General features: G+C 35.1%; 30 protein-coding genes and 1 pseudogene. 28 read left to right on the forward strand and 3 right to left on the reverse strand.

What is annotated here, in order from left to right:
* The first annotated feature begins 4 nt into the window (after nucleotides 1–4).
* The 17 genes from BUB87_RS02155 (at nucleotide 5) to BUB87_RS02235 (ending at nucleotide 14,457) form a co-directional block, all read left to right on the forward strand.
* The gene (locus tag BUB87_RS02155) at nucleotides 5–1,126 is read left to right on the forward strand and encodes a D-alanyl-D-alanine carboxypeptidase family protein (protein ID WP_073341456.1); all 1,122 of its coding nucleotides are present in this window, start codon (nucleotides 5–7) and stop codon (nucleotides 1,124–1,126) included.
* A gap of 72 nt (nucleotides 1,127–1,198) precedes the next feature.
* Nucleotides 1,199–2,170 carry a sulfide/dihydroorotate dehydrogenase-like FAD/NAD-binding protein gene (locus BUB87_RS02160; RefSeq protein WP_084110778.1) on the forward strand — a complete coding sequence of 324 codons (972 nt, stop codon included), beginning with the start codon at nucleotides 1,199–1,201 and terminating at the stop codon, nucleotides 2,168–2,170.
* Nucleotides 2,163–3,443: an FAD-dependent oxidoreductase gene (locus tag BUB87_RS14845; RefSeq protein WP_073341458.1), complete on the forward strand. Its 1,281-nt coding sequence runs from the start codon at nucleotides 2,163–2,165 to the stop codon at nucleotides 3,441–3,443. The genes BUB87_RS02160 and BUB87_RS14845 overlap by 8 nt, the downstream gene beginning before the upstream one ends.
* A 44-nt stretch (nucleotides 3,444–3,487) precedes the next feature.
* Entirely contained in the window at nucleotides 3,488–4,201 is a 714-nt protein-coding gene (locus BUB87_RS02170) for a pseudouridine synthase (RefSeq protein ID WP_073341459.1), read from the forward strand.
* Between the two features lie 70 nt (nucleotides 4,202–4,271).
* Nucleotides 4,272–5,099, forward strand: coding sequence for a polyamine aminopropyltransferase (speE, locus tag BUB87_RS02175; RefSeq protein WP_073341460.1), 828 nt, complete (start codon nucleotides 4,272–4,274; stop codon nucleotides 5,097–5,099).
* Nucleotides 5,100–5,105: 6 nt separating this feature from the next.
* Nucleotides 5,106–5,975 carry an agmatinase gene (gene speB, locus BUB87_RS02180; protein ID WP_073341461.1) on the forward strand — a complete coding sequence of 290 codons (870 nt, stop codon included), beginning with the start codon at nucleotides 5,106–5,108 and terminating at the stop codon, nucleotides 5,973–5,975.
* Between the two features lie 14 nt (nucleotides 5,976–5,989).
* Complete coding sequence (locus BUB87_RS02185) at nucleotides 5,990–7,381, forward strand: oxaloacetate decarboxylase subunit alpha (RefSeq protein WP_073341462.1); 1,392 nt, start codon at nucleotides 5,990–5,992, stop codon at nucleotides 7,379–7,381.
* Nucleotides 7,382–7,462: 81 nt separating this feature from the next.
* Nucleotides 7,463–7,645 carry a YpmA family protein gene (locus BUB87_RS02190; RefSeq protein WP_234945926.1) on the forward strand — a complete coding sequence of 61 codons (183 nt, stop codon included), beginning with the start codon at nucleotides 7,463–7,465 and terminating at the stop codon, nucleotides 7,643–7,645.
* Nucleotides 7,646–7,699: 54 nt separating this feature from the next.
* Complete coding sequence (locus tag BUB87_RS02195; RefSeq protein ID WP_073341463.1) at nucleotides 7,700–8,578, forward strand: MurR/RpiR family transcriptional regulator; 879 nt, start codon at nucleotides 7,700–7,702, stop codon at nucleotides 8,576–8,578.
* Nucleotides 8,571–9,182, forward strand: a complete 612-nt coding sequence (locus tag BUB87_RS02200; protein WP_073341464.1) for a histidine phosphatase family protein — start codon at nucleotides 8,571–8,573, stop codon at nucleotides 9,180–9,182. Before BUB87_RS02195 ends, BUB87_RS02200 begins: the two co-directional genes overlap by 8 nt.
* Before the next feature lie 69 nt (nucleotides 9,183–9,251).
* Entirely contained in the window at nucleotides 9,252–9,659 is a 408-nt protein-coding gene (locus BUB87_RS02205) for a hypothetical protein (RefSeq protein WP_073341465.1), read from the forward strand.
* 5 nt (nucleotides 9,660–9,664) lie between these two features.
* On the forward strand, nucleotides 9,665–10,657 hold the full coding sequence (cmk, locus tag BUB87_RS02210) for a (d)CMP kinase (protein WP_073341466.1): 993 nt from the start codon (nucleotides 9,665–9,667) through the stop codon (nucleotides 10,655–10,657).
* Between the two features lie 25 nt (nucleotides 10,658–10,682).
* The gene (locus BUB87_RS02215) at nucleotides 10,683–11,285 is read left to right on the forward strand and encodes a lysophospholipid acyltransferase family protein (RefSeq protein WP_073341467.1); all 603 of its coding nucleotides are present in this window, start codon (nucleotides 10,683–10,685) and stop codon (nucleotides 11,283–11,285) included.
* Complete coding sequence (locus BUB87_RS02220; protein WP_073341468.1) at nucleotides 11,266–12,117, forward strand: 4-hydroxy-3-methylbut-2-enyl diphosphate reductase; 852 nt, start codon at nucleotides 11,266–11,268, stop codon at nucleotides 12,115–12,117. The genes BUB87_RS02215 and BUB87_RS02220 overlap by 20 nt, the downstream gene beginning before the upstream one ends.
* An 11-nt stretch (nucleotides 12,118–12,128) precedes the next feature.
* On the forward strand, nucleotides 12,129–13,139 hold the full coding sequence (locus BUB87_RS02225) for a 30S ribosomal protein S1 (protein WP_234945933.1): 1,011 nt from the start codon (nucleotides 12,129–12,131) through the stop codon (nucleotides 13,137–13,139).
* Nucleotides 13,140–13,223: 84 nt separating this feature from the next.
* Nucleotides 13,224–13,598, forward strand: coding sequence for an adenosylmethionine decarboxylase (gene speD / locus BUB87_RS02230; RefSeq protein WP_073341470.1), 375 nt, complete (start codon nucleotides 13,224–13,226; stop codon nucleotides 13,596–13,598).
* A 94-nt stretch (nucleotides 13,599–13,692) separates the two neighbouring features.
* Nucleotides 13,693–14,457, forward strand: coding sequence for a CheR family methyltransferase (locus tag BUB87_RS02235; RefSeq protein ID WP_327021774.1), 765 nt, complete (start codon nucleotides 13,693–13,695; stop codon nucleotides 14,455–14,457).
* A 9-nt stretch (nucleotides 14,458–14,466) separates the two neighbouring features.
* Here the strand turns inward: BUB87_RS02235 and BUB87_RS02240 are convergent, their stop codons facing one another.
* On the reverse strand, nucleotides 14,467–14,997 hold the full coding sequence (locus BUB87_RS02240) for a DUF6106 family protein (RefSeq protein WP_073341472.1): 531 nt from the start codon (nucleotides 14,995–14,997) through the stop codon (nucleotides 14,467–14,469).
* Nucleotides 14,998–15,044: 47 nt separating this feature from the next.
* A complete protein-coding gene (locus tag BUB87_RS02245) occupies nucleotides 15,045–15,809 on the reverse strand; it encodes a DeoR/GlpR family DNA-binding transcription regulator (RefSeq protein WP_073341473.1) in 765 nt (254 codons plus the stop codon).
* Nucleotides 15,810–15,980: 171 nt separating this feature from the next.
* Here BUB87_RS02245 and BUB87_RS02250 point away from each other — a divergent pair, with 171 nt between their 5' ends.
* Genes BUB87_RS02250 through BUB87_RS02300 form a run of 11 tightly spaced genes read left to right on the forward strand, consistent with a single transcriptional unit; the run spans nucleotide 15,981 to nucleotide 26,019 of the window.
* Nucleotides 15,981–17,645 (forward strand): propanediol/glycerol family dehydratase large subunit, encoded by a 1,665-nt coding sequence (locus BUB87_RS02250; protein ID WP_073341474.1) that lies wholly within the window; start codon nucleotides 15,981–15,983, stop codon nucleotides 17,643–17,645.
* A gap of 18 nt (nucleotides 17,646–17,663) precedes the next feature.
* Complete coding sequence (locus BUB87_RS02255; protein WP_073341475.1) at nucleotides 17,664–18,251, forward strand: propanediol/glycerol family dehydratase medium subunit; 588 nt, start codon at nucleotides 17,664–17,666, stop codon at nucleotides 18,249–18,251.
* On the forward strand, nucleotides 18,242–18,652 hold the full coding sequence (locus BUB87_RS02260) for a diol dehydratase small subunit (protein WP_073341476.1): 411 nt from the start codon (nucleotides 18,242–18,244) through the stop codon (nucleotides 18,650–18,652). Before BUB87_RS02255 ends, BUB87_RS02260 begins: the two co-directional genes overlap by 10 nt.
* Nucleotides 18,649–20,481: a diol dehydratase reactivase subunit alpha gene (locus BUB87_RS02265; RefSeq protein WP_073341477.1), complete on the forward strand. Its 1,833-nt coding sequence runs from the start codon at nucleotides 18,649–18,651 to the stop codon at nucleotides 20,479–20,481. The genes BUB87_RS02260 and BUB87_RS02265 overlap by 4 nt, the downstream gene beginning before the upstream one ends.
* Complete coding sequence (locus BUB87_RS02270) at nucleotides 20,462–20,764, forward strand: glycerol dehydratase reactivase beta/small subunit family protein (protein ID WP_084110788.1); 303 nt, start codon at nucleotides 20,462–20,464, stop codon at nucleotides 20,762–20,764. The genes BUB87_RS02265 and BUB87_RS02270 overlap by 20 nt, the downstream gene beginning before the upstream one ends.
* A gap of 15 nt (nucleotides 20,765–20,779) precedes the next feature.
* On the forward strand, nucleotides 20,780–21,730 hold the full coding sequence (locus BUB87_RS02275; RefSeq protein WP_073341479.1) for a cob(I)yrinic acid a,c-diamide adenosyltransferase: 951 nt from the start codon (nucleotides 20,780–20,782) through the stop codon (nucleotides 21,728–21,730).
* Complete coding sequence (locus tag BUB87_RS02280) at nucleotides 21,723–23,117, forward strand: aldehyde dehydrogenase family protein (protein WP_073341480.1); 1,395 nt, start codon at nucleotides 21,723–21,725, stop codon at nucleotides 23,115–23,117. The genes BUB87_RS02275 and BUB87_RS02280 overlap by 8 nt, the downstream gene beginning before the upstream one ends.
* 15 nt (nucleotides 23,118–23,132) lie before the next feature.
* Complete coding sequence (locus tag BUB87_RS02285; protein ID WP_073341481.1) at nucleotides 23,133–24,359, forward strand: zinc-dependent alcohol dehydrogenase; 1,227 nt, start codon at nucleotides 23,133–23,135, stop codon at nucleotides 24,357–24,359.
* A 16-nt stretch (nucleotides 24,360–24,375) separates the two neighbouring features.
* Entirely contained in the window at nucleotides 24,376–24,693 is a 318-nt protein-coding gene (locus BUB87_RS02290; RefSeq protein ID WP_084110782.1) for a BMC domain-containing protein, read from the forward strand.
* Between the two features lie 31 nt (nucleotides 24,694–24,724).
* Entirely contained in the window at nucleotides 24,725–25,000 is a 276-nt protein-coding gene (pduA, locus tag BUB87_RS02295; protein ID WP_073341483.1) for a propanediol utilization microcompartment protein PduA, read from the forward strand.
* Nucleotides 25,001–25,047: 47 nt separating this feature from the next.
* Nucleotides 25,048–26,019: a class II fructose-bisphosphate aldolase gene (locus tag BUB87_RS02300; protein WP_073341484.1), complete on the forward strand. Its 972-nt coding sequence runs from the start codon at nucleotides 25,048–25,050 to the stop codon at nucleotides 26,017–26,019.
* A 154-nt stretch (nucleotides 26,020–26,173) separates the two neighbouring features.
* Here the strand turns inward: BUB87_RS02300 and BUB87_RS14085 are convergent.
* Nucleotides 26,174–26,349 (reverse strand): annotated as a pseudogene (locus tag BUB87_RS14085) (IS110 family transposase); the annotation flags it as partial.

The raw sequence follows: 26,349 nt of genomic DNA on the forward strand, positions 1-26,349 counted from the left end.
TTTAATGAAGAAGAAAATAATATATTTATGCTTTTTTCTATGGGTAATCCTTTTTAGATACAATACAGTTTATGCAGGCCAGGATATTCCTAAAATAAGTGCAAAAGCTGCTGTAGTTATGGATGCCAAGACAGGAAGGGTTCTTTATGCCAAGAATGAGGATCTTAGACTTCCAATGGCAAGTACTACTAAAATTATGACCACAATACTTGCGATCGAAAAAGGAAGATTAGATGATGTTGTCAGAATTTCACAAAAGGCTGCTTGTGTTGAGGGATCAAAGATATACCTTAAACCTAACGAAAAAATTCGACTGGAAGATTTACTATATGGGGTTATGCTGGAGTCGGGAAATGATGCAGCCATTGCTGTTGCTGAACACATAGGTGGAAACTTAAGTGAGTTCGTTCAGATGATGAACGCTAAAGCTTTGAGCATAGGTGCATATGATACCCATTTTGATAATCCACATGGCTTAGATGCGGGTATTGATAATCACTATACCACGGCACGAGATCTAGCAATTATAACGGCGTATGGATTGAAAAATCCCATTTTTTCTAAAATAGTATCCACAAAAAACAAGTCAGTATCCTATGGTAATAATGAATATAGATATTTTACCAACCATAATAAGATGTTGTGGAAATATCCAGGTGCAGATGGAGTAAAAACCGGTTATACTAGAAAAGCCGGCAGATGCCTTGTTACATCTGCCACAAGGAAAGGTATGCAGTTAATCGTAGTTACACTTAATGATCCTGATGATTGGAAGGATACGGAAAATCTCTTAAATTATAGTTTTGATAATTATAGTTATAGAAAAATAATTTCAAAAGGACAAATATTAAAAACTATACGTGTATATAATGGTAGACAGCAGCATATATCGTTATATGCTTCTTCAGATGTTTATTTACCTGTTAAAAACGAAGAAATAAACCTTTTTAGAATAAATTTTATGGTTCCCGCATATATATATGCGCCAATTTCCAAGGATTCAATAATTGGTTATGGGACTATTTATATTGGAGAAGATAAACTAGCAAAAGTTAATTTATTGGCTTCTATTCATGTTCAATACAACAAACCAAATATAAGAGATTTGATTAAAAATGTTATTTAGTCCTTAAAGGACTTTTTTTGTAACAAAAATTCGGCGCATTCATAAATTAATAACTAGAGCTGTTTACTGGAGGTGAATGCGTTGAAAAGGCTTGAATGTGTAGATGCTGGAAGTGAATACTGCCCTTGCTATTTAGCAGAAGTTGGTGAATGTCTTACGTGTTCACAGTTACAAGGCAAGGCTTTTTGTGATTGCAATTGGAGAGGGGTATGCATTTATCAAGAATATGTGTGGGCCGGTTATAAGAGCAAAAGCAATAGAATTACATATGTATCTGATGTTATTTCCATTACTCCTATAAGCGACAATGCATTTATGATGGAGTTAAGCGTCAACAGCATATTGTCAAGAGAACTTTCACAACCTGGTTCTTATATATTTTTAAGGCCAGAAGATACAGTCTCATATTTTGATACACCTATATCGATTATGGATTCTGATTTGCAAAAGCATACTATCAAAATTGCTGTTCAGGTTTTGGGCCCCAAGACAAAAGTTTTAAATAAGAACTCTAAAAAAGTAATAATAAGAGGTCCATATTGGAATGGACTTTTTGGATTAAAGTATGTAAAAGCTCTCAAAAATCAAAACGCACTTATCATCTTAAGAGGTATTGCTCAAGCTCCAGGACTTTTACTTGTAAAAAAGTTAGCTAATCAACACAATAATATCGTTGTTATAGTGGATGAAGGGAAAATTGGCAAGGATATCATAACGGATGATATACGGCCTTATTGTAAAGAAATCTATCATGCAGATTTATTGTCTTTTTCCGGACAGCAACTTCTACAAAATTTGATTGCTGAACAAAATTTAAATTTTGTGTATAGCGGCGGATCTGACGAACAACACATTAACATATTAAATTATATTGACATATATAATCCAAAAGTTATGTTAGCAGTTTCAAATAATCAGACTATGTGTTGTGGAGAAGGAGTATGTGGCAGCTGTCAAATAACGTTGGATGAAATTAATGTAAAAACATGTAAAGTTCAAGTTGATGTGAGAAGACTCATTGAAAGGAGAGTTTTACATGATTAGAGTAGTAATAATAGGAGGAGGATGGGCGGGGTGCGCTGCTGCACTTACTGCAAGAAAAGCTGGAGCAGAAGTTATTTTATTAGAAAAAACCGATATGTTAACAGGTTTAGGCCTTGTGGGTGGCATAATGAGAAATAACGGTAGATATACGGGTGCCGAGGAAATAAAAGCCCTTGGTGCTGAAGAATTAATTAATATAACGGATGCTGCAGCAAGACATGTTAACATAAACTTTCCTGGACATCAACATGCTAATCTATATGATGTGACAAAAGTGGAGCCAATGGTCAGGAAAATATTAGAGGAAAAAGGTGTTGATATCCGCCTTATGACAAGAGCTGTAGATGTGGAGATGGAAGGAAGAAGTATTAAATCTGTGGTTTTAGCTGACGAATCAACTATAAAAGGTGATGTGTTTATTGAAACCACAGGCTCTACAGGGCCCATGGGCAACTGTTTAAAGTACGGTAATGGTTGTTCGATGTGTATTTTAAGATGTCCTTCTTTTGGGCCTAGAGTAAGTATAAGTTATAGGGCAGGGGTAGAAGATATATTAGGGATGAGAGCCGATGAAGTATATGGTGCTTTTAGTGGTTCTTGTAAATTAAATAAAGACTCTCTGAGCGAAGAAATTCGAGAAAAACTTAATAGGGATGGAGTTGTAATTTTACCCGTCCCCAAAGAAGATATTAATATAGGGAAACTAGACCTTAAAGTATGCCAACAATACGCATTGCCAGAATACGCTGAAAATATAATACTGCTAGATACAGGTCATGCAAAGCTTATGACACCATTTTATCCTCTTGAAAAGCTCAGAAAGATTCCGGGTTTAGAAAGGGCTCGTTATGAAGATCCGTATTCGGGCGGTAAAGGTAATTCTGTAAGATATCTGTCAATGGCACCAAGAAATAATGCTATGAAAGTAATGGGAGTGGATAATCTACTATGTGCTGGAGAAAAGGCAGGATTATTTGTAGGTCATACAGAAGCCATGGCAACAGGTAGCCTGGCAGGTCACAACAGTGTAAGGCTTGCAATGGGAATACCCCTTCTTGAGCTACCAAGGAATACTGCGACAGGCGATCTTATCGCATATGCCAATGAAAATATTAAAACTCGTGAGGGATTAAAATTACGCTATACCTTTGCAGGTTCAGTGTTCTTTGAAAGGATGAAACAACAGGGGTTATACTCAGTAGATCCCGAGGAAATAAGGAATCGTATAAAGAGAATAGGTTTACTTGATATATACAAAGAAAAATTGGTATAATTATAGAGATATATTTATAAAGAATATTGTAAGAGAGGATTATTATGCTAGAAAGATTGCAAAAATACATGGCAAAATCTGGAGTTGCCTCGAGAAGAAAATGTGAAGAGCTTATACGAAAAGGTTGTGTGAAATTAAACGGACGTGTTGTTACTGATATGGGTGTAAAGGTAAATCCTGACGTGGATATAATTCAGGTTAACGGAAAAATAATTAAGCCGCAAAAAAAGAAAATATATATTCTATTGAATAAACCTGTAGGGTTTATCACAACAGTCAAAGATCAATTTAACAGACCAACAGTTATGGATCTTATAGGTTATCAACGAGAAAGATTATATCCTGTAGGTAGACTGGATTATGACACGTCAGGACTTTTGATCTTAACTAACGACGGTGAACTTACATATAAGCTCACCCATCCCAGCCATGAAATTACAAAAACGTACTTAGCTACTTTGCAAGGCGTTCCAGATGAAGAAGATTTGAGGCGTTTTAGAACCGGTTTGAAAATTGATAACTATGTAACGTCACCTGCAGAAATAAGTATACTTAAAATCTTTAATAGCAGATCTCTGGTTGAAATAAAAATTCATGAGGGTAAGAATAGACAAATAAGAAAGATGTGTGAAAAAATTGGACATCCTGTTATTTCACTAAAGCGAATTGCAATAGGAGATATTACTTTAGAAGGATTAAAAGAAGGACAATGGCGATATTTGTCTGATGAAGAGATTGAATATCTTCGCAAATTGTAGTAAAATGAGTTTTTTTTTGTTATAATTATATTAATAAAAACAAAGGACATGCAGTAAGGAGAGAGGTATTATGGAGTTGTGGTTTTCAGAAAATCAAACAAAAGATCAGAAAATATCTGTACGAGTATTAGAAGTTTTATATTCTGGTAAATCCAATTATCAGGAAATAGCCGTTTATAAAACAGCACAGTATGGAACACTGTTAGCTTTAGATGATATAATACAGACCAATGAAAAAGATGAATTCATATATCATGAAATGATAACCCATGTGGCATTAAACACACATGTAAATCCGGAAAGGGTGTTGGTAATTGGTGGTGGTGACGGTGGAGCTATAAGAGAAGTATTAAAGCACAAGTCTGTAAAGAAAGCCACATTAGCAGAAATTGATGACAAAGTAGTGGAAGTAAGTAAGAAATTTTTACCGTCCATAAGTTGTGGTTTAGAAGACAAAAGAGCTGATATACAGATATGTGACGGCATTAAATACATCCAGGAACATAGAAATGAATTTGACGTTATAATTGTTGATTCAACAGATCCTATTGGTCCCGCTGTAGGTCTGTTTTCCGGGCAATTTTATAAAATGGTTTATGATGCACTGAAGGATGATGGTATATTTGTAGCGCAAACTGAGTCGCCATTTTACAATGTAGATCTGATTAAAAATATACACAGGGATTTAAAGGAGTTATTCCCGATTGTGCGTCTTTATCTTGCAACAGTACCGACATATCCGGGTGGACTTTGGACTTTTACTTTAGGATCGAAAATATATGATCCATTAAATGTAAAGTCCTTTGAAGATATAGATACGAAATATTATTCTCCAGAAATACATAATAGTGCATTTGTGCTTCCGCCCTTTGTGAAAAATATAATAAATGCGAGGTAGTAACATATGAAAAAGTTTTCTTTTGACCTTATGTCTAGCAACAAATTCCTTGGTAGTATAGATGACTATGATAAAGCCAATATAGTATTAATGGGTATACCGTTTGATTATACAGTAAGTTTTAAGCCTGGTTCCAGGTTTGGTGCTCAGAGAATTCGTGAAATGTCTTATGGACTAGAGGAGTATAGCGTTTATTTAGACAGATATTTACATGATAAAAAATATTACGATTGTGGCGATTTGGTATTGCCCTTTGGCAATGTGAAAAAAGGTATAGATATTATTAGAAATGCCGCAAAAGAGGTATTTAATGATGGTAAAAAGCCTTTGTTCATAGGGGGCGAACACCTTATAAGTGTTCCAATAATAGAAGAAGCGTATAATAAATATGGAGATGAAATGGCAGTTTTACATTTTGATGCTCACACAGATTTAAGAGAAGAGTTTTTTGGTGAGGAATACTCCCATGCCAATGTTTTGAGACTTGCCGCAAGATATGTAAAGCCAACAAATATTTATCACTTTGGAATTCGATCTGGCATAAGGGAAGAATTTCAGTATGCTAAAGAATATGGTCACATGTTTTTGTTTGATGTATTAGATCCATTAAAAAGCGTGTTAAATGATTTGAAAAATAGACCTATTTATGTTACCCTAGATATAGACGTTATAGATCCTGCATTTGCGCCAGGAACGGGTACGCCTGAACCCGGTGGGATTAGTTCCCGAGAAATGTTGGATGCTATACATTTGATGAAGGAATTAAATGTAATTGGCTTTGACTTAGTAGAAGTTTCGCCCATTAATGATTGTTCAGATATAACGTCAATGTTAGCGGCAAAGCTTATAAGAGAAGCTATATTATCATTTATGTAAGGGAGGAGTTTTAAATGGCTAAGGTAATGATAACAGAAACGGTTTTAAGGGACGCTCATCAGTCATTGTTAGCCACAAGAATGACTACAGATGAGATGCTTCCTATTGCCGAAAAATTGGACAAGGTTGGATATTTTTCTCTGGAAATGTGGGGAGGAGCCACCTTTGACGCATGTATGAGATTTTTGAATGAGGACCCATGGGATAGGCTTAGAAAGCTTAGAGATAAAATTAAAAATACAAAACTTCAGATGTTATTAAGAGGACAAAATCTCCTCGGATACAGGCATTATCCTGATGATGTGGTAGAGGCTTTTGTAGCAAAAGCTATTGATAACGGCATTGATATAATAAGGATATTTGACGCATTAAACGATATAAGAAATTTAGAAGTAGCCATAAAGGCAACTAAAAAGTATAAAGGACATGCACAGGGAACTGTTGTCTATACTTTGAGTCCCGTTCATAATATTGACACATACGTGGATATGGCTAAAAAATTAGAAGATATGGGTTGTGACTCTATATGTATAAAAGACATGGCGGGGTTATTGACTCCTTATACTGCATACGAATTAATTAAGAAAATGAAAGAAACGATTAAACTACCTATCCAATTGCACAGTCATTATACCACAGGTGTTGCTGATATGACTTATTTAAAAGCTATAGAAGCAGGTGTGGATGTAGTTGATACAGCTATTTCTCCTCTGGCTTTGGGAACATCTCAGCCGGCTACAGAACCGTTAGTGGCAACCCTTCAAGGCACTCCTTACGATACCGGGTTAGATCTTGATTTATTAAATGAAATAGCTGAATACTTTAAAAAAGTTAGAGAAGATCATATTAAAAAGGGTGCTATTATGACTACTGAAATAGACACAAGAGCTTTTAAATTCCAGATTCCTGGAGGTATGCTCTCGAACCTTGTTTCACAGTTAAAACAGCAAAATGCATTGGACAAATATGAAGAAGTTTTAAAAGAAGTACCTAGAGTGAGAGAGGACCTGGGTTATCCTCCACTAGTTACACCTACTAGTCAGATGGTAGGGACGCAGGCTACATTAAATGTACTTACAGGTGAAAGATATAAGATGGTTCCTAAAGAAATAAAGGATTATGTTAAAGGGCTTTATGGGAGACCGCCTGTACCTATATCTGAGGAAATAAAGAAAAAAATAATTGGAGATGAAGAAGTTGTAACAGTAAGGCCTGCTGACCTATTAAAGCCACAGATGGATGAATTGAAGAAAGAAATATCTGCATACATCGAGCAAGATGAAGATATACTTTCATATGCGTTATTCCCACAGGTGGCATTGAATTTCTTTAAACAGAGACAAGCGCGAAAATATAAAATAGATTCAGATTTAGTAGATTTTAACGAAAAAGTATATCCTGCTTGATCACTGTAAAGAAGTGTTAATGGTTTTACATTAACACTTCTTGCTTTAAACTATTTTAAAATTTTTCAGAGGTGAAATAGATTGGATTTAACAAAAATGGAAAATAAAGGTAAACTGGAATTGATTGCTGAAAGGAGATTTGCATATAACGGCGAATTGTATAAAGTAATAGATTTTTTAAATAAAACATTAAAACATCATAATTTAATTTTTGGTGTTTCATTAGATGGAGACGAGTTGATAGTTTCTATTTACGAAACTTAAATTTATATGTTATAATCATTTTGAAATCAAATTATATTAAAAAGGTGGTAGGGTGTGAGTAATACAGATTTGATAGACAGGATAAAGCAACACCTTCCTGAGTTCAGTAAGAGCCAGAGGCTTATAGCAGAGTATATACTTGAGCATTATGATAAAGCAGCATTTATGACGGCATCTAAGTTAGGCAAAAAAATAAACGTAAGCGAGTCGACGGTGGTTAGATTTGCCAATGCCATCGGATTTGAAGGGTATCCGGAACTTCAAAAATCATTACAAGATCTTGTAAAAATGAAACTTACTACTATCCAAAGATTGGAATTAGCTGAGGATTATACGGAAAATAATAATATTGTTCAATTTGTGTTAAAATCCGATCTAGAAAATATAAAGGCAACATTAGATACCCTTGATATTGATGTTTTTAATAAGGTTGTTGATAGTTTATTTAATGCCAGAAGAATATATATTATAGGGTTGCGCAGTTCAATGGCTTTAGCAGAATTTTTGGGGTTTTATTTAAATTTGATACTGGACAATGTGAGAGTAGTATCCTATGGCGTAAGCGATATTTTTGAACAATTATTAAGGGTCGGGGAAAATGATGTCGTGATAGGAATAGGGTTTCCAAGGTATTCCCGCAGAACTATTGATGCGCTCAGGTACGCAAAGGAGAAAAAAGCTAAAGTTATTGCAATAACTGATAGCAATTTATCGCCTTTAACTGAATCTGCCGATTGCGTATTATTGGCAAAAAGTAATATTGCTTCATTTGTTGATTCGCTAGTTGCGCCTTTGAGTCTAATAAATGCTTTAATAGTAAGCGTTGGTTTAAGAGAAAAGAACATAATCACTACGTATTTTGATCATCTTGAGAAAATATGGGATAAATATGGGGTTTATTCTGATAAAACAGAAGGGGCTAAAGATGAATAGATTATACCTCATAAGGCATGGAGAAACAGAATGGAATTTGTATAACAAAACTCAGGGTTGTAGAGACATACCTTTAAATGATAATGGTAGACACCAATCAATGATGTTAGCACGAAGAATGAGTATGTATAATATAGATAAGATATATTCCAGTGATCTGAGGAGGGCAGTTGAAACCGCCTCTTATATTGCTGAAATTTTGAAAAAGGATATCATAAGGATGAAAGAATTTAGGGAAATAAATTTTGGTCTGTGGGAAGGTCTTACTTTTGAAGAAATCAAAAAAAACTATCCTGAAGAGCATAAGGTCTGGAAAGAAACTCCTCACAATGCAAAAATACCAGGTGGTGAAATGCTCAAAGACGTATATGAAAGGGTTATGGTGGGGCTTAGAAAGGTATTAGATGAGTCCAGTAATCAAGATATAATAATAGTAAGTCATGGAGGACCCATAAAACTGATGGTGTTAGGTTTATTAGGAATAGATATATCAAAATATAACAGGTTTCGACAGGACAATACAGCGGTTAATATTATTGAAATATATGAAAATAAGAATGCTGTTTTGACTTTGTATAATGACACGCGACACTTATTGTGGTAATCAATGTATGATATTTATTGATATTACATAACATATCATAAATATCATACATTGGGGGATATAAAGATAATGTTATTAAAAATAGAAAAAATGTTAATTTTAATAGGGGCGATTTTATTTTGTCTTATTGTAATGGCAAACAGCGGCATAAAATACAATAAATTCGAAATTAACAATGTTGTAAGAGCTGAAAAATACACTGATATTAATGTTTGTAAGAAGACTGGCTGGATTGAAATAAAATCTAATAAAAATAATGCGAGTATAAGGATTTACCGCAATGGAGAAGAAATAGCATCATTTACTAATAATATTATATTAAATGTTAGCAAAGGTGACATAATAGAGTTGCAGTCAACGACTCCAGCTAAAGTAAAAATAGCAAGGGCAAGCGGGAATATTATTTTCCCTCATGGTATTATAGAAAAATACATTGACGAGAAGATAAGTTTGTTATGCCGTATTGGAATGAGGTGACAGCGATGACTTTATACTCAATAAGAGGGGCTATAAGTGTTGAAGACAATAAAAAAGAAGATATAATAAATGCCGCAAAAATGCTCATAAACGAAATTATTAATTCCAACAACATTGATCCTTCGCAAATAGTGGATATTCTGTTCTCGGTTACTAAAGATCTTGATGATGCATACCCGGCACCGGCTATAAGATCTTTGGGATATGATATACCTGTAATGTGTTTACAGGAGGCCGAGGTTAAACATAGCTTAAGGAGATGTATACGGGTATTAGTACATATTCAGGCTGATGAGCACAAAAAAATTAAGCATGTTTACTTAAAAAAGGCAAAGATATTAAGACCCGATATATCAAATTTAAAAATAGCTATTGATGGCCCTGCAGGAGCGGGTAAAAGTACCGTTGCGAAAGAGTTAGCTCAGCGGTTGAATATAGAATATATTGATACAGGAGCAATGTATAGGGCTGTAACATTAAAATTGCTAGATAAACATGTAGATTTTAGTGATACAGATACTGTAGTGGATATTTTAAATTCCACAGAAATACAGTTTGAAAATGGCAGGATTTATCTAGACAATAAAGATGTAACTGAAGATATAAGATCTGCTCTTGTGACCGCAAATGTATCTAAAGTAGCCAGCATACCTGAGGTAAGGCGTATATTAGTGTCGCTACAGAGAAAGATAGCAGATTGCAAAAGTGTCGTAATGGAAGGCAGAGATATTGGTACGACAGTCCTTAAAGATGCCGATTTAAAAATATTTCTTACCTCATCTGTTGAAATAAGAGCAAAAAGGCGATATGAGGAATTAAAAAGAAAAGGTGTAAAGATTGAATTTAGTGAAGTTATTGAACAGATAAAGGCAAGAGATTTGCAGGATGAAACCAGAGAATATTCACCGCTAAAAATGGCAGATGATGCACATCTAATAGATGCTTCTAATATGTCAGTAGATGAGGTGGTATGCCACATAATAGAATTGTTAAAATAGATTTATAAGGTAGGTGTTTTACCTTATGTTTTATAATATAGCAAAAATAATTGTCAAATTATTATTGCTATTATTTTTTAGAATAGAAGTTCGAGGTATTGATAACATTCCTGAGAGCGGGGCTTTTATTCTTTGCCCTAATCATATAAGCTATTTTGATCCTCCTTTAGTTGCATGTTTTATAAAACGTAGAATATATTATATGGCGAAAGAGGAATTGTTTCATAATAAGCTTTTCGGAAAAATATTGAAGATGTTAGGTGCATTTCCTGTTAAAAGGGGTACTGCAGATTTTATGGCAATAAAAACTGCTCTTAAAATACTGAAAGAAGGTAAGGCGTTGGGACTTTTTGTAGAAGGGACAAGAAGTAGAAATCGTGAGCTAAAAAAAGCAGAACCTGGTGTAGCGCTCTTGTCTATTAAAGCTTCATGTCCCATTGTTCCCGTGGCCATCGTAGGCGAGTACAAATTATTCAATAAAATTATAATAAATATAGGTAGTCCTTTTTATTTAAAAGTAAATTCGAATAATAAGAATGATAGTGAATATTTAAGTGAAATAAGTCAGATTGTCATAGAAAAAATCAGAGCACTACAGGAGGAAGCAAATGAAAATAATAGTGGCTAAAATGGCAGGGTATTGCTTTGGTGTTAAAAGAGCTGTAAACTTTATTGACGAATTGCTTAAAAGAGGCGTTAATCCTATATATACGTATGGTCCCATAATTCATAATCCACAAGTAGTTGAATTTTATGATAAGAAGGGTGTAAAAGTTGTTGATTCTATAGATGAACTAACACCGGAAAGCAATCTCATCATACGTACCCATGGAATATCCAAAGAAGAATATCGTTTGATTCGTGATAAGGGATGTACCATTTTTGATAAAACTTGCCCATTTGTAAAAAAAGTTCAGAAAATAGCAAATACATACTATAGAAAAGGATATCAAATTGTTATTGTAGGAGATCCTACACATCCCGAAGTAAAAGGAGTAAACGGATGGTGTGATAATACAGCCATTATCTTGAATTCTATCGAAGAAGCAGAGACAATACCTAATTTTGAAAAAGGTTGCGCTGTTTCTCAGACGACGATGATGCGCGAAAAGTGGGAAAAGATAGTTGAGATTTTGAGTAAAAAAATAAATGATTTGGTTACTTTTAATACAATTTGTGATGCCACATATCAGCGTCAAACAGAGGCTGAAAACCTTGCCAAAGAAGTAGATGTGATGATAGTGGTAGGAGGATTAAACAGCTCAAACACGAAGAAGTTAGCGGAGCTTTGCCAAAAACATTGTAAAAGAACATACCATATTGAATCAAAGGAACAATTGCCATTAAACAAATTATCGAAAAGTGATATAATAGGTATAACGGCTGGTGCTTCAACACCGGATTGGGTTATAAACTCAGTAATTGATGAGTTGCAAAAACAAGCGAAGGGTAGGGATTAAAATTGGATTACATGAATGAATATGAAAAAACTTTTAAAGAAATTAAAAGGGGAGATGTAGTCGAAGGCACGGTTATTCAAGTAAATGATGAGGGAGCGATATTAAATATAGGCTATAAAGCAGATGCTTTTGTGCCAAAAAACGAGTTAACTTATGATGACGAAGAATTGCCTTCAGATGTGGTTAAAGTGGGGGATAAAATTGAAGTCGAAATTTTAAGACTTGAAAATGAGGATGGAAATGTTCTTGCTTCTAAAAAACGCGTCGATTCTTCTAAAATTTGGGATGAACTAAAGAATGATTATGAAGAACAAAATGCTGTAAAAGGCAAAATATATAAGACCGTAAAAGGCGGTGTATTAGGTAGTGTAAAAGGCTTTAGTTGCTTTATACCAGCATCTCATTTAGATTTAAAACACGTAGATAACCTTAATGATTACATTGGGAAAACTATCGATTTAAAAATAATTGAAATAGATGAGCAAAAGAAAAGAATAGTAGGGTCCAGAAGAAATTATTTAAAAGATATGATAGAAAAGAAAAAGGCTGAAACATTGAAAAATCTACAGGTGGGTCAGGTAGTTAAAGGCGTAGTGAAGAGTCTAACAGAATATGGAGCATTTGTTGATATAGGGGGTATTGATGGTCTGCTCAGGATAAATGAAATATCATGGGGACGAATTAAACATCCATCTGATGTATTAAGCATTGGAGATGAATTAGAAGTTTATATATTGAATATTGATCGGGAAAACGAAAAAATAGCTTTAAGCTTAAAAAAGATAATTCCAAACCCATGGGATAGTGCTGATAGAAAATACCATGTAGGTGATATTAAAACAGGAAAGGTTGTAGGAATAACTCAATTTGGAGTGTTTGTAGAATTAGAACCGGGGATTGATGGACTAATTCATAAAACACATTTGAACGAAAAAGGTGATTTAAAAGAGGGTGACATAGTTAATGTTGAAGTACTAAATGTAGATTTAGACAAAAAAAGAATAAGGCTGAAGATTAAATAAAAAATTTAAAAACCCTTGACTTTTAGATAAAATCTGCTAAAATGTATCTTATTGAATATATATGAAGGAGGTAATTAATATAGAATGAATGCTTTGGGCCGTCATATTTTGGCAGAGATATATGGTTGCGACGCCGAAATATTAAATGATCGAGAGAATATAGAACGTATTATGGTTGAATCTGCTCTAAGAGCTGGAGCTGAAGTAAGAGAAGTGGCTTTTCATAAGTTTAGTCCTCAAGGTGTAAGTGGAGTTGTAATTATATCAGAATCTCACCTTACGATACACACTTGGCCTGAATTAGGATATGCTGCAGTTGATGTTTTTACATGTGGAAATGATGTCAATCCATGGGACGCATGTAACTTTTTAACAAGCATGCTTAATGCCAAGCATATGACTGCTACAGAGGTTAAGCGAGGGATATTTGAGCAGCCCGTAAAAGTTGCTAATTTATAGATAAGCGGGATTTGATGATAGATTCTACAAAATTATTAAATAGAGTCGTGAATTTTCACGACTTTTTTGTTATAGGGTTAAAGGGGTTATTATTTTGCTGTACAGAGAGTTTATTAAAGAGATATTGGAGATTGCTGGACTTGATTTATCCGCATATAAAGAGAATCAAATGATGCGCAGAATAAAAACACTTATGACTCGCCATAATTTGAATGAATATTCTGATTATTTAACATTGCTTAGAAACAATAAAGATGCTTATAATGAGTTTATTGATTATATAACTATTAATGTCTCTGAATTTTTCCGCAATCCTCAACAATGGTCTATATTGGAAAATGATATAATCCCAATTATAAGTAAAAAAAGATTTATTAAAGTTTGGAGTGCAGCATGCTCTAATGGAGAAGAACCTTACTCGATTTCATTGTTGTTGAGAAAATATATTGATCCGAAAAGGTTTACGATAATTGCTTCAGATATTGATGAAAACGCGTTAAAAAAAGCGAAAGCAGGTATCTACAATGCTAAAAGCATTGAAAATGTACCTACAGAATTTATGAAGTACTTTGATTCAAAAAATGGAATGTACGCGATTAAAGAAGAAATAAAAGAAAATGTCTCCTTTGTAAAGCATGATCTTATATTAGATGAATATTTCAGCGATATTGATCTACTATTGTGTAGGAACGTAGTTATTTATTTTAATGAAGATACAAAAGAAATGGTATTTTATAAATTGGCAAAGGCTCTAAACCCAGGCGGTATTTTGTTTGTAGGTAGTACTGAACAGATTTTTATGCCAAAACGTTTTGGTTTAGAACAGTTTAAATCGTTCTTTTATAAAAAGGTTGAATAAAACTATGTTTTATTCAACCTGAACATTTTTAGGATTATATAAATTCAATAGTTTAAGCAATTTATCGCTGGGCTCAAAAAGAAGAAAACAGTGTTTACCATTTTGACTAAATATACCAAAATATAATTTATCAATGTTATTATACGCTTTAAATATTTTATAATTGCGAATGTTATGAGATATCTTTTTGTATGCGTCACTGTTGACGGGGGCTATCACCTCAAATTCTTTTGCATTGGTGGATAAAATATGAACCCTTTTACTATTCATTATGACTTTAGCGATATCAATATCTCCGTTGGTAAATGTGTATTCATATTCGATCTTTTGGCTATTTCGTAAAACGTACAAGCCATATGCAATACCACCTGCTATAACTGCTATAATCAAGTTGATAATGTTGAAGTGAGCAAGTATACTAAATAGAAAGTTTAATGATATTAATCCAAAAATAACCATAAATAGGTATGAGGTATAGTATATAATATTGTTTAAAGTCATATCTTTCTTTTTAACGACCTCTTCGTGAAAATTGTCCATTAATTAATGTGCTCCTTTCTATTTTTAGTTTCTTAAATATTATTTTATCACAAATCATACACGACCTCCACCCCTTTTTTCTCAAATTCTTCCAGAATATTATCATCAGGTTTTTTATCTGTAATAAGTATATCAATCTCTTCGGGTTGTGCCAGGGTAAAAGGTAGGCTTTTATTAAACTTAGATGAATCCATAAGCATAATTTTTTTCTTAGCGTTCTTTATTACATAACTTTTTATTTCATTGTCATAAATATTGGGATTAGTAAACCCCGCTGATATCGAATAACCACCAATAGATAAAAATGCCAAATCTATATTCAAGCTTTGTAGATTCTTTAATGCGAAAGGACCTGAAGAAGATATTGTATGGTGATTTAAATTGCCCCCTAATAAAATTATTTCTATATTACTTCTTTTTAAAAGCTCTATGGCTATGTTTGGAGCATTTGTTATTACATATAGTCTAATATTAGGTATTTGTTTTGCAAAAGTCATAAGTGTAGTTCCTGCGTCTATAAAAGTAGAGGTATTTTCTACAAGATATCGCGTAGCTATCCTTGCTATTTTTTCTTTTGCTGCAATATTTTCTAGCATACTCCTATTAAAATCATATTCACCAGCGCTTAGTGAATTTATCGAACGAGCACCACCGTGAACTCTTATTAACTTATTTTGTGATTCAAGATACATGAGATCTCTTCTTAAAGTCATTTCAGATACATCTGGAAAGAATTTTTTTAACTCACTCAGTCTTACTTCTCCTTTTGAATTTATCAAATTTAATATTTTTTGTCTTCTATCAACGGTCATTACTTTCATCCTTTCTGTTGCATATATTAATTTTATGAAAGATACGCTTAAATGTCAACATTTTTATATGTTAAATACAAACATAAATATAACATATTATTGACAGAAAATTATTGACTTAAACATAAAATGGATATATAATTAAATTAAATTATCACAGGTGGCGGTTCTATGAAACGTTCAAAAAGGTTTCAAGTTTTGGATAGTAGACCTATAAATAACGATGCATTTATGAGGGAGTGGCCCGAAAAGGGTTTTATTGCCATGGAATCTCTCAGAGATCCGAAACCATCAATAAAAATTGAAAATGGTGTGATTGTAGAACTAGATGGGAAAAAGCGCGACGAATTTGATTTTATTGATGAGTTTATTGCTGATAACTCTATTGATATATCCGCCGCAATTAACGCTATGAACATAAAAAGTATTGATATAGCAAAAATGCTTGTTGATGTAAATGTAAGTAGAAGAGAAATTCTAAATATCACGAGAGGCTTGACACCTGCCAAAATATTGGAAGTTGTAAATTCTATGAACGTAGTAGAAATGATGATGGCTATGCAGAAGATGAGAGCAAGGAAAATTCCTTCTATTCAGGCTCATGTAACTAATCTCATGGATAACCCTGTGCTTATAGCAGCAGATGCAGCAGAAGGGGCTTTAAGGGGATTTGATGAAGAAGAGACTACGGTAGGTATAGCTCGTTATGCGCCCTTAAATGCATTGGCACTTCTTGTAGGTTCACAGACAGGTCGTGGTGGCGTATTAACTCAGTGTGCTGTAGAAGAAGCGACGGAGCTTAACATAGCCATGAGGGGACTTACTTCCTATGCTGAAACAATATCGGTCTACGGGACTGAGGGTGTGTTTATCGATGGCGACGATACGCCATTTTCAAAAGCATTTTTAGCATCCGCTTATGCATCCCGCGGCCTCAAGATAAGGTTTACATCTGGTACAGGATCTGAAGTACTTATGGGTGATGCCGAAGGAAAATCGATGCTTTACCTTGAAATCAGGTGTATTATGATTGCAAAAGGAGCAGGTGTACAAGGGATACAAAATGGATCTATAAGCTGTATTGGGGTTACTTCTTCAGTTCCATCAGGAATAAGAGCTATACTGGCTGAAAATCTTGTAGCTGCTATGCTGGATTTGGAAGTAGCATCCGGTAATGATCAGACGTTTTCGCATTCGGATATAAGGCGAACAGCTAAGACAATGCTGCAGTTTCTGCCAGGTACAGATTTTATATTTTCAGGTTATAGTGCCACACCTAATTATGATAATATGTTTGCAGGATCTAATTTTGATGTAGATGACTATGACGATTATAATGTGTTGCAGAGGGATTTAAAAGTAGATGGTGGTTTGAGGCCTGTGTCAGAAGAAGAAGTAATAATGGTCAGAAATAGGGCAGCAAGGGCTTTAAAATCCGTTTTTACCCAATTAGGATTACCACCCATAACCAATGAAGAAGTAGAGAAAGCTACGTATGCTCATGGAAGTAAAGATATGCCTGAAAGAGATATAGTAAAGGATTTGTTAGCGATAGATGAAATGATGAAAAAAGGCATAACAGGGCTTGACGTTGTAAAAGCTCTTTATAGATCTGGATTTGAAGATATTGCAGAAAATATTTTAAACATGTTAAAACAACGAGTATCAGGTGATTATTTACAAACATCTTCTATAATTGACAAGAATTTTAACGTAATAAGTGCTGTAAACTGTGAAAACGATTATAGGGGTCCTGGAACAGGTTATATCATGAGCGAGGAAAGATGGAATGAAATAAAAGCGATTCCTCATCTTATAGATCCAGATGAATATTAGAAAGAGGGATCTTAAGAAATGGATGAGTTGGTTAGAATCATTACCCAAAAGGTTATACAGGAATTAAAAAAACGATCATCTTTAGAGAATAATTTTAGAGCTGACGAGGTAGTCATTGGGGTTGGGCCGGCTTTCTTAAAATCCCAATTTAAAACTATAGCTAATATTCCTTTGCGCGATGTCTTAAGAGAAGTAATAGCAGGCATAGAAGAAGAGGGTATGCACTACAGAGTATTCAGAATTTATTCTACTGCAGATGTGGCTTTTATAGCATGGGAAGCGGCAAAAATGAGCGGTTCAGGTATTGGCATAGGCATTCAATCAAAAGGGACCACAGTAATACACCAAAAAGACCTCTTGCCACTATCTAATTTAGAGTTGTTTCCACAGGCGCCATTGTTAGATTTACCTACATATCGTGAAATAGGTAGAAATGCCGCTAGATACGCTAAAGGAGATGTACCAATGCCTATAAAAGTAAAAAACGATTATATGATTAGGCCAAAATATCAGGCAAAGGCGGCTGTATTATATATAAAGGAAAAAGAATGTGTTAAAAATATACCTCCAGAACAAATCGACTGGGGTGATGAACAATGGCATTAAGCAGAGAAGATTATCCTCTTTCGGTTAAGAGACGAGAATTGATAAGGACATACACTGGTAAGTCTTTTGATGATATTAACCTCAAGAGCGTCAATGACGGCAGTATAAGCCAGGGTGATTTAAGGATATCAGGTAATGTACTTATGTATCAAGCTGAGATAGCAGAAGCGTGTGAAAGGCCACAATTAGCAGAAAATCTAAGAAGAGCTGCAGAGCTTACAGTTGTTCCTGATAATAAAATATTAGAAATATATAACGCATTAAGGCCTCATAGGTCTACAAAGCAAGAATTATTAGATATAGCCGATGAATTGGAGAAAAAATATAATGCAAAAAGATGCGCTGCTCTTGTAAGGAAGGCTGCAGACACATATGAGCGAAGAGGAGTCCTTAAAAGATGATCGTAGCAGGAATTGATGTTGGCAATTCTACTACCGAAGTAACGCTGGCAGAAGGTAATAAAAATACGATAAGGTTTTTATCCAGCGGGATAAGCGATACTACAGGTTTAAAAGGTACACAGGATAACATAGTTGGGATATTAAACGCATTACAAGATGCCACGAAAAAATCCGGTATAAGCATAAAAGATATTGACTTATGCGGTATCAATAAAGTATCTCCTGTAATTGGAGATATCGCAGTGCAAAACGTCACCGAAACAATAATAACAGAATCGTCAATGATTGGCCATAATCCGGATACCCCTGGAGGTTGTGGCATAGGTGTGGGGGTTATAGTAGATATAAATTTGTTAGAAAATATCTCTAAAAGTCAACCTGTAATTGTTCTTGTTCCGTCTGATTGGAGTTTTCAAAAAGCTGCTGCTGAACTCCAAAAAGCCTTAAAAAATGGTATTAACGTGGTAGGTGCTATAGTACAAAATAACGATGGGGTATTAATATCTAATCGCATTAATAAGACAATTCCCATTATTGATGAAGTAAAAAACATCGAAAAAATACCAAAAGGTTCTATAGCTGCAATTGAGGTTGCACCTCCAGGTCAGTATATAAGAGAACTTTCAAACCCTTACGGTATCGCTACATTATTAAAATTATCACCTAAAGAAACAAAAAAGGTTATACCTATTGCGAAGTCACTAATAGGAAAGCGCTCTGGTGTGGTTATTATGGCACCTGAAGGAGAAGTGAAAGAAAAGGTTGTCCCGGCAGGTTCGATAACGCTCATAGGCAAAAACAATGAAATAACCGTTGATGTCAGCGAAGGTGCTGATGCTATCATGGATGCACTTTCTATGGTAGGAGATCTATTAAACGTTACTGCAGAAAAGGAAACAAATATAGGGTCTATGCTACACCACATAAGGTCAACTATGGCAGCTGTTTCAGGCCTTCCCACCAATGAAATAATGATATCGGATTTATATGCTGTTGATACTATTGTTCCGCTTAAAGTTAAAGGTGGTCTTGCAAACGAGATTTTCATGGAATCAGGAGTAGGAATAGCTGCAATGGTAAAGTCAAATTCGGCGTTTCTTGGGGCATTGATAACTGAAATAGAAAAAAACATTGCTCCCTGTTGTATATTGGGTGATGAAACACTTATGGCATTGTTAGGAGCATTTACTACGCCGGGTACAGATATACCTCTTGCCATACTGGATGTAGGAGGAGGTTCTATTGACGCTGCCTATATAGACCACAATTACGAGGTAAGACGAGTGAATATGGCTGGAGCCGGTAATATGGTGTCATTGCTTATTAATGAAGAATTAAGTTTACATAATATAGAAGTGGCTGAAGAATTAAAAAAATATCCTTTAGGAAAATCTGAGAGCCTTTTTCACATTAGAAATGAAGACGGCAGTATTAGTTTTTTTAAAAATCCCTTGCGACCAGAACTTTTTGCCAGGGTGTTGTTGAATAAAAATGGTGATTATATTCCCATTTTAATTGAACATACAATGGATAAAATTCGCAGTATCAGAAGAGAAGTAAAATACAATGTATTGGTTAGAAATTCTATACGCGCCCTAAAAAAAGTTGCTCCAAATAACGACCTTAGAAAGCTGGAATATATAGTAATGATAGGTGGATCATCCTTAGATTTTGAGTATCCTCATATGTTGATGGAAGAATTGACTAAGTGTGGTGTAGTCGTAGGTCAAGGAAATATAAGGGGAAAAGAAGGGCCGAGAAATGCGGTTGCAACAGGGTTAGCCATTGCTCTTTTGAAGGAGATTCAGGATGGAAAGATTGAATTATGAGGTAAGGCTTCTCTTTGTATCTTACAACAAAAGCATAGCCGACAATATAATAGCAGGTATAGAAGAAGAAGGTGTTCCCTGGGGAATTGCTGACGATAGATCAGAACTTTTTTCTAAATTGGGCATAGGGCTTGTTGTGAATAATTATTCTGTTGCTCTACATATAATGCAATGGCAAATACCTTATTTATCTATTGACAATTGTAATGAAGAAACTGCTAGGCGTATGGGGGAAAATGCGGCTAGATTGGCAAAAAATCTACCATTACACAATATTAAATAAAAGTCAGGTGGTAAAATGAAGATATACACTCGTACGGGAGATGACGGTACGACATCAATAGCAAAAAATATAAGGCTTCCCAAAGATGACATAAGAATTGAACTATTGGGTTCTCTGGACGAATTGAACAGTGCTTTGGGGATAGTTAAATTATATGTTAATGAAGAAATTAAAAATATAATTGAAGAATTTCAAAGAGACATGTTGAACATTGGTGCAAATATAGCTGGTTTTGATAAAAATATATCGCCGGAGAAAATAACATATATTGAAGATTTAATTGATAAATATCAACAGGAATTATCACCTCAAACCGGTTTTATCATCCCGGGTAAAACGTTTGGTTCTACATACATGGATTTTGCCAGGACAATAGCTAGAAAAGCAGAGCGAAAAGCAGTTGCACTTAAAAAAGATGGCATAAAACCAGAAATTTTAAAGTATCTAAACAGGTTATCAGATTTACTCTATATACTAGCACGGTATATTGATCATATTTCACTATCTGATGTGGTATATGCAAATAAAAAGGACAATAAAAGAAACGGTTATTTAAGTCTGGATGTAGCTTTAAAGTTGATAATGGTTTCACAGGTATTGGCAAGAGAAATGGGTATACCAATTGTATCTGCGATAGCTGATGAAGCAGGAAATCTCATAGCGTTTCAGCGCATGGATGGAGCAATGATTGCCAGTATCAATATTGCTATTGATAAGGCTTATTCTGCTTCGATTCTAAAAATGTCTACAGAAGAGATTGGCAGTCTCGCTCAGCCAGGCGGTCCCCTTTACGGTATTAATACCACTAATGATCACAGAATTATTACTTTTGGAGGTGGTTACCCTTTAAAGAACAAAGAAGTGGTAATAGGAGGCGTTGGGATTAGCGGTGGTACAGCTGAACAAGATTCTCAAATAGCCAAAGCTGTGGCGCTTTCTTGCGAGGAGGTGATGAAAGGTGGTTAAAGAAGAACAAATCGAGGCTATTGTACGGGAGGTTCTTAGGAGAATAGATCGAGAAGACATCAAACTTAACGAAGACAAACATCAATTAGGTGTTTTCGACAAAATGGAAGATGCCATTGAAGCAGCAAAGGACGCTTTTGAAAAGTTTTCCAACATGACTTTAGAAGATAGAGAAAGATTTATATCTGAAATCCGTAAGGCCACATTGGAAAATGCCAGAGTGTTAGCAGAAATGGGCGTAAAAGAGACAGGGATGGGAAAAGTTGAACATAAAGTATTAAAACATCAATTGGTAGCGAAGAAAACCCCTGGTACAGAGGATCTAAAAACTCAAGCCTGGAGTGGAGATAAAGGTCTTACATTAGTTGAAATGGCACCTTTTGGTGTAATTGGTGCTATAACTCCATCTACAAACCCGTCAGAGACAATAATATGCAATAGTATAGGGATGATTGCAGCAGGAAATGCTGTTGTGTTTAGTCCTCACCCTGGCGCTAAGAGGGTTTCTAATTTTGCCGTAGACATGATAAATAGAGCTATCATAAGGGCTGGTGGACCTGAAAACCTGGTTGTGTCAATAAAAGAACCTAGTATAAATACGACAAATGCCATGATTAAACACCCTGACGTAAAATTGCTTGTAGCAACAGGAGGACCAGAGATAGTAAAAATCGTGCTATCGTCTGGGAAAAAAGCCATCGGTGCAGGGGCAGGAAATCCTCCAGTAGTTGTTGACGAGACAGCTGATATAAAGAAAGCAGCAAAAGATATCATAGATGGATGTACTTTCGACAATAACTTGCCATGCATTGCAGAAAAAGAAGTCATAGCAGTTGAAAAAATTTACAGAGATCTGTTAGATGAGATCTTAAAGCAAGGGGTATACAAATTAAATGCGCTACAGATAAGCAAACTGGAAAATTTGGTCTTAATGGATGGTAAATTAAATAAGAAATTGGTTGGCAAAGATGCAAAAGTAATATTGGATCAAATAGGGATAAACGTTTCTGATGACATAAGATGTATAATATGTGAAACCGACGAAGATCATCCTTTTGTGATGGAAGAACTTATGATGCCAATTCTTCCTATTGTAAAAGCAAAAAACATTGATGATGCCATTAGGATTGCTGTGAAAGCTGAGAAAAACAATCGACATACGGCTCATATACATTCAAAGAATATCGATAATATTACCAGATATGCTAAGGCTATAAATACTACTATCTTGGTTAAAAATGCACCGTCATATGCAGGAATAGGATTTGGTGGAGAAGGTTTTACGACTTTTACTATAGCAGGGCCAACGGGGGAAGGACTGACATCTGCTCAAACATTTACAAGGATGCGAAGGTGTGTTCTGGCTGATGGCTTAAGGATCATATAAAAGGGGGAGCTTAACATGGAAATCGATGAAAAAGAAATATCATCATTGGTAGAAAAAGTGCTTAGAGAACTGCGGATAGGAAATATTAAAAGTATAAGCGATGCAGTTATGGATTTTAGTAATTCAACGGCTGACAGATCTAAATTTGCTAAAGTGGCGATGTTAGTAGCACCAAAAAAAATTGAAATAAGAGAATACCTGATACCTGAAATTGGAGATGACGATATATTAGTGAAGGTTGAAGGATGTGGCGTGTGTGGAACAGATGTCCACGAATGGAGAGGGGATCCTTTTGGTATAGCCCCTGTTGTGTTAGGGCATGAAGGAACAGGTGAAATAATTGCTATTGGCAAAAATGTAAAATATGATACGGCAGGCAAAAAAGTAGCTGTTGGCGACAAAATAGTTACATCAGTTATAGCCTGTGGACAGTGCCCTATGTGCTTAAAATATCCTGAAAATCCAAATCTTTGCGAAAATCAGCGCATATATGGTCTTATACCTGATAGTGAGGATAACCATCTGAACGGATGGTTTGCAACCCATATAAAAATAGGTAAAGGGTCTACTTTTTTCAATGTCTCAGAGTTGAATCTTGAGCAGAGGCTTTTAATAGAACCTTCTACTGTTGCTGTACATGCAGTAGAGAGAGCCAAAAAGACAGGTTTATTAAAATTTAACAGTATAGCTTTGGTGCAGGGTGTTGGACCTATAGGGCAATTGGTTGTAGCATGTCTTAAAGTATCGGGTATAAGAAACATAATCGCTATAGATGGAAATGATGGAAGGCTAGAAATGGCCAAGCGCATGGGAGCTACGGCTACTATCAATTTTACTAAATATAACAATCTTGATGCAAAAGTTAATAGGGTTAAAGAATTAACCGGTGGAATAGGTGCAGATTTCGTGTTCCAGTGTACAGGAGTTCCTGCGGCAGCATCAGAGGCATTTAAGTATGTAAGGCGTGGTGGTGGTTTGTGTGAGGTAGGATTTTTTGTCAATAATGGCGAAACTACTATCAATCCTCACTTTGATATATGCAATAAGGAAATAAACCTGATAGGCTCATGGACTTATAATCCTCAGGAATATTTAATATCAATAGAATTTATAAAAAGGGCAAAAGAAATCGGCATACCACTAGAACAGCTTATAACCCATAGATTTTCATTGGAAGACATAGATAAAGCCATGGAAACCAATATATCTTTAAGTGGCATCAAGGTAGCTATCGTGAATTAATTAAATAGGTGATATTATGGAAGCTATAGGCATTTTAGAAGTTTACGGATTAACTGCGGCATTAGTTGCTGGCGATGCGGCTGCAAAGGCTGCTAGAGTAACCATCGAAGCGATAGATACCAATAGACCTAAGAATTCAGATATTCCGATTCCTTTGGTGGTGGCTTTGAAAATAAAGGGTAGTATATCTGATGTAGAAGTAGCATTGGAGGCGGGCGAAAAGGCGGCAAAAAAAGTTTCTGATGTTATTGTGAAGCATATAATTCCCAGGCCGTATGAGGATACGAATCTTATGATCAAGATTAATAGGATAGGCAAAAACAAAATTATTTAAATAAATAAAAAATTTAAAGGAGGAACAATAAATGAATAATGAAGCATTGGGCATGGTGGAAACAAGAGGACTGGTAGCTGCAATCGAGGCGGCTGATGCAATGCTTAAAGCGGCAAATGTGACATTGGTAGGTACTGAGAAAATCGGTTCAGGACTTGTGACTGTAATGGTAAGAGGTGATGTAGGCGCCGTGAAGGCTGCGGTAGATACAGGAGCTCAAGCTGCCAAGAATTTAGGAGAGTTAATAGCTGTACACGTAATACCAAGACCTCATAACGATGTAGAAAAGATATTGCCAAGCAAGTAATAATATATCCCGGGGAAACCGGGATATTATAAAAGGAGTGATTAACCGTGGCATTATATACATTAAGAGAAGTACTAGAGAAAGCAGAAAAAGGTAAATATAGTGTGGGTATGTTTAACGTTTTAAACGTCGAAATGTTAAGGGGTATAATCGGGGCAGCTGAAGAACTGCGTTCACCTGTTATAATAGCATTAGCAGAAGTACACCTCCCTTTTGTAGATTTTGAAGATATATCGCACTTAATGATAAAAGCTGCTAAGGATGCTGATGTACCTGTAGTCGTTCATTTTGATCATGGGCAGTCTTTTGAAAACATTGTTAAAGCTATTCATTACGGATTTACTTCTGTTATGATAGATGCCTCTATGGAGAGTTTTGATGAAAATGTAAGGCGGACAAAAGAAATAGTAAAAATAGCTAAAGTGCTTGGAGTAAGTGTTGAAGCAGAATTAGGGCATGTAGGGGGATCTGAAGGAAGTTCTGAAACAACTTTTGCCCCTGAAGATTACTATACAAAAGTAGAGGATGCTAAGAAATTTGTAGATAGCACCAATATTGACGCGTTAGCTGTTGCTATAGGCACTGTGCACGGTGAATATAAATTTACACCCAAGCTGGATTTTAAGAGGCTTGAAGAGATAAAAAAGAGTGTGAATATTCCGCTGGTATTACACGGAGGCTCTGGTTTAAGTGATGATGATTTCAAAAAAGCTATTAAATACGGAATAAGCAAAATAAATATATTTACAGATATGTCATTAGCTGCAGTTAACTCTATTGAAGAGTTGCTTGAATGCAAATGTAATAAAATAAATTGTGAAGGTTGTTTTGGTCTAAACAAACCTGATAAAGAAAAGTTAATAGAGATAATAGTTAAAAAGGTTGTACAGGAAATAAAAGAAATGGACAAAAAAGAAAGGAAAGTAACATATCCAGATATAATACAAGCATCTATGGAAGGTATAAAAGAAGAAGTAAAAAAGAAAATGCGGGTTTTTGGAAGCGTAAATAAAGCATAAGACAAGCGGTGTAATGTCAAGTAGTATTTTTTGGAACCTTGAAAAATAAAGGCCTCAAAAACTCTAAAAAAGGCAACACTTAATAAACCCACCATATATTGGATAATAATGGAAGGAAACTTAGCTGATATTCAGTTAAATGTATTTACTAAATCTATCCATTACCTCCCGGTTGGTAGATTTGGCCTTTGCTCAGCAAGGCAAAGACCAGTCTTACAAGCTTACGTGCCGTTAAGACGAGGGCTCTCTTATGCTGGTGTTTGGTAACCTCATTGTACTTCTTGCAGTAAAAATCAGCATACTCTTTTGCGTGTATCCTTACGCAATTGG

The organism is Caldanaerobius fijiensis DSM 17918, from assembly GCF_900129075.1.
Classification (GTDB): Bacteria; Bacillota; Thermoanaerobacteria; order Thermoanaerobacterales; family Caldanaerobiaceae; genus Caldanaerobius; species Caldanaerobius fijiensis.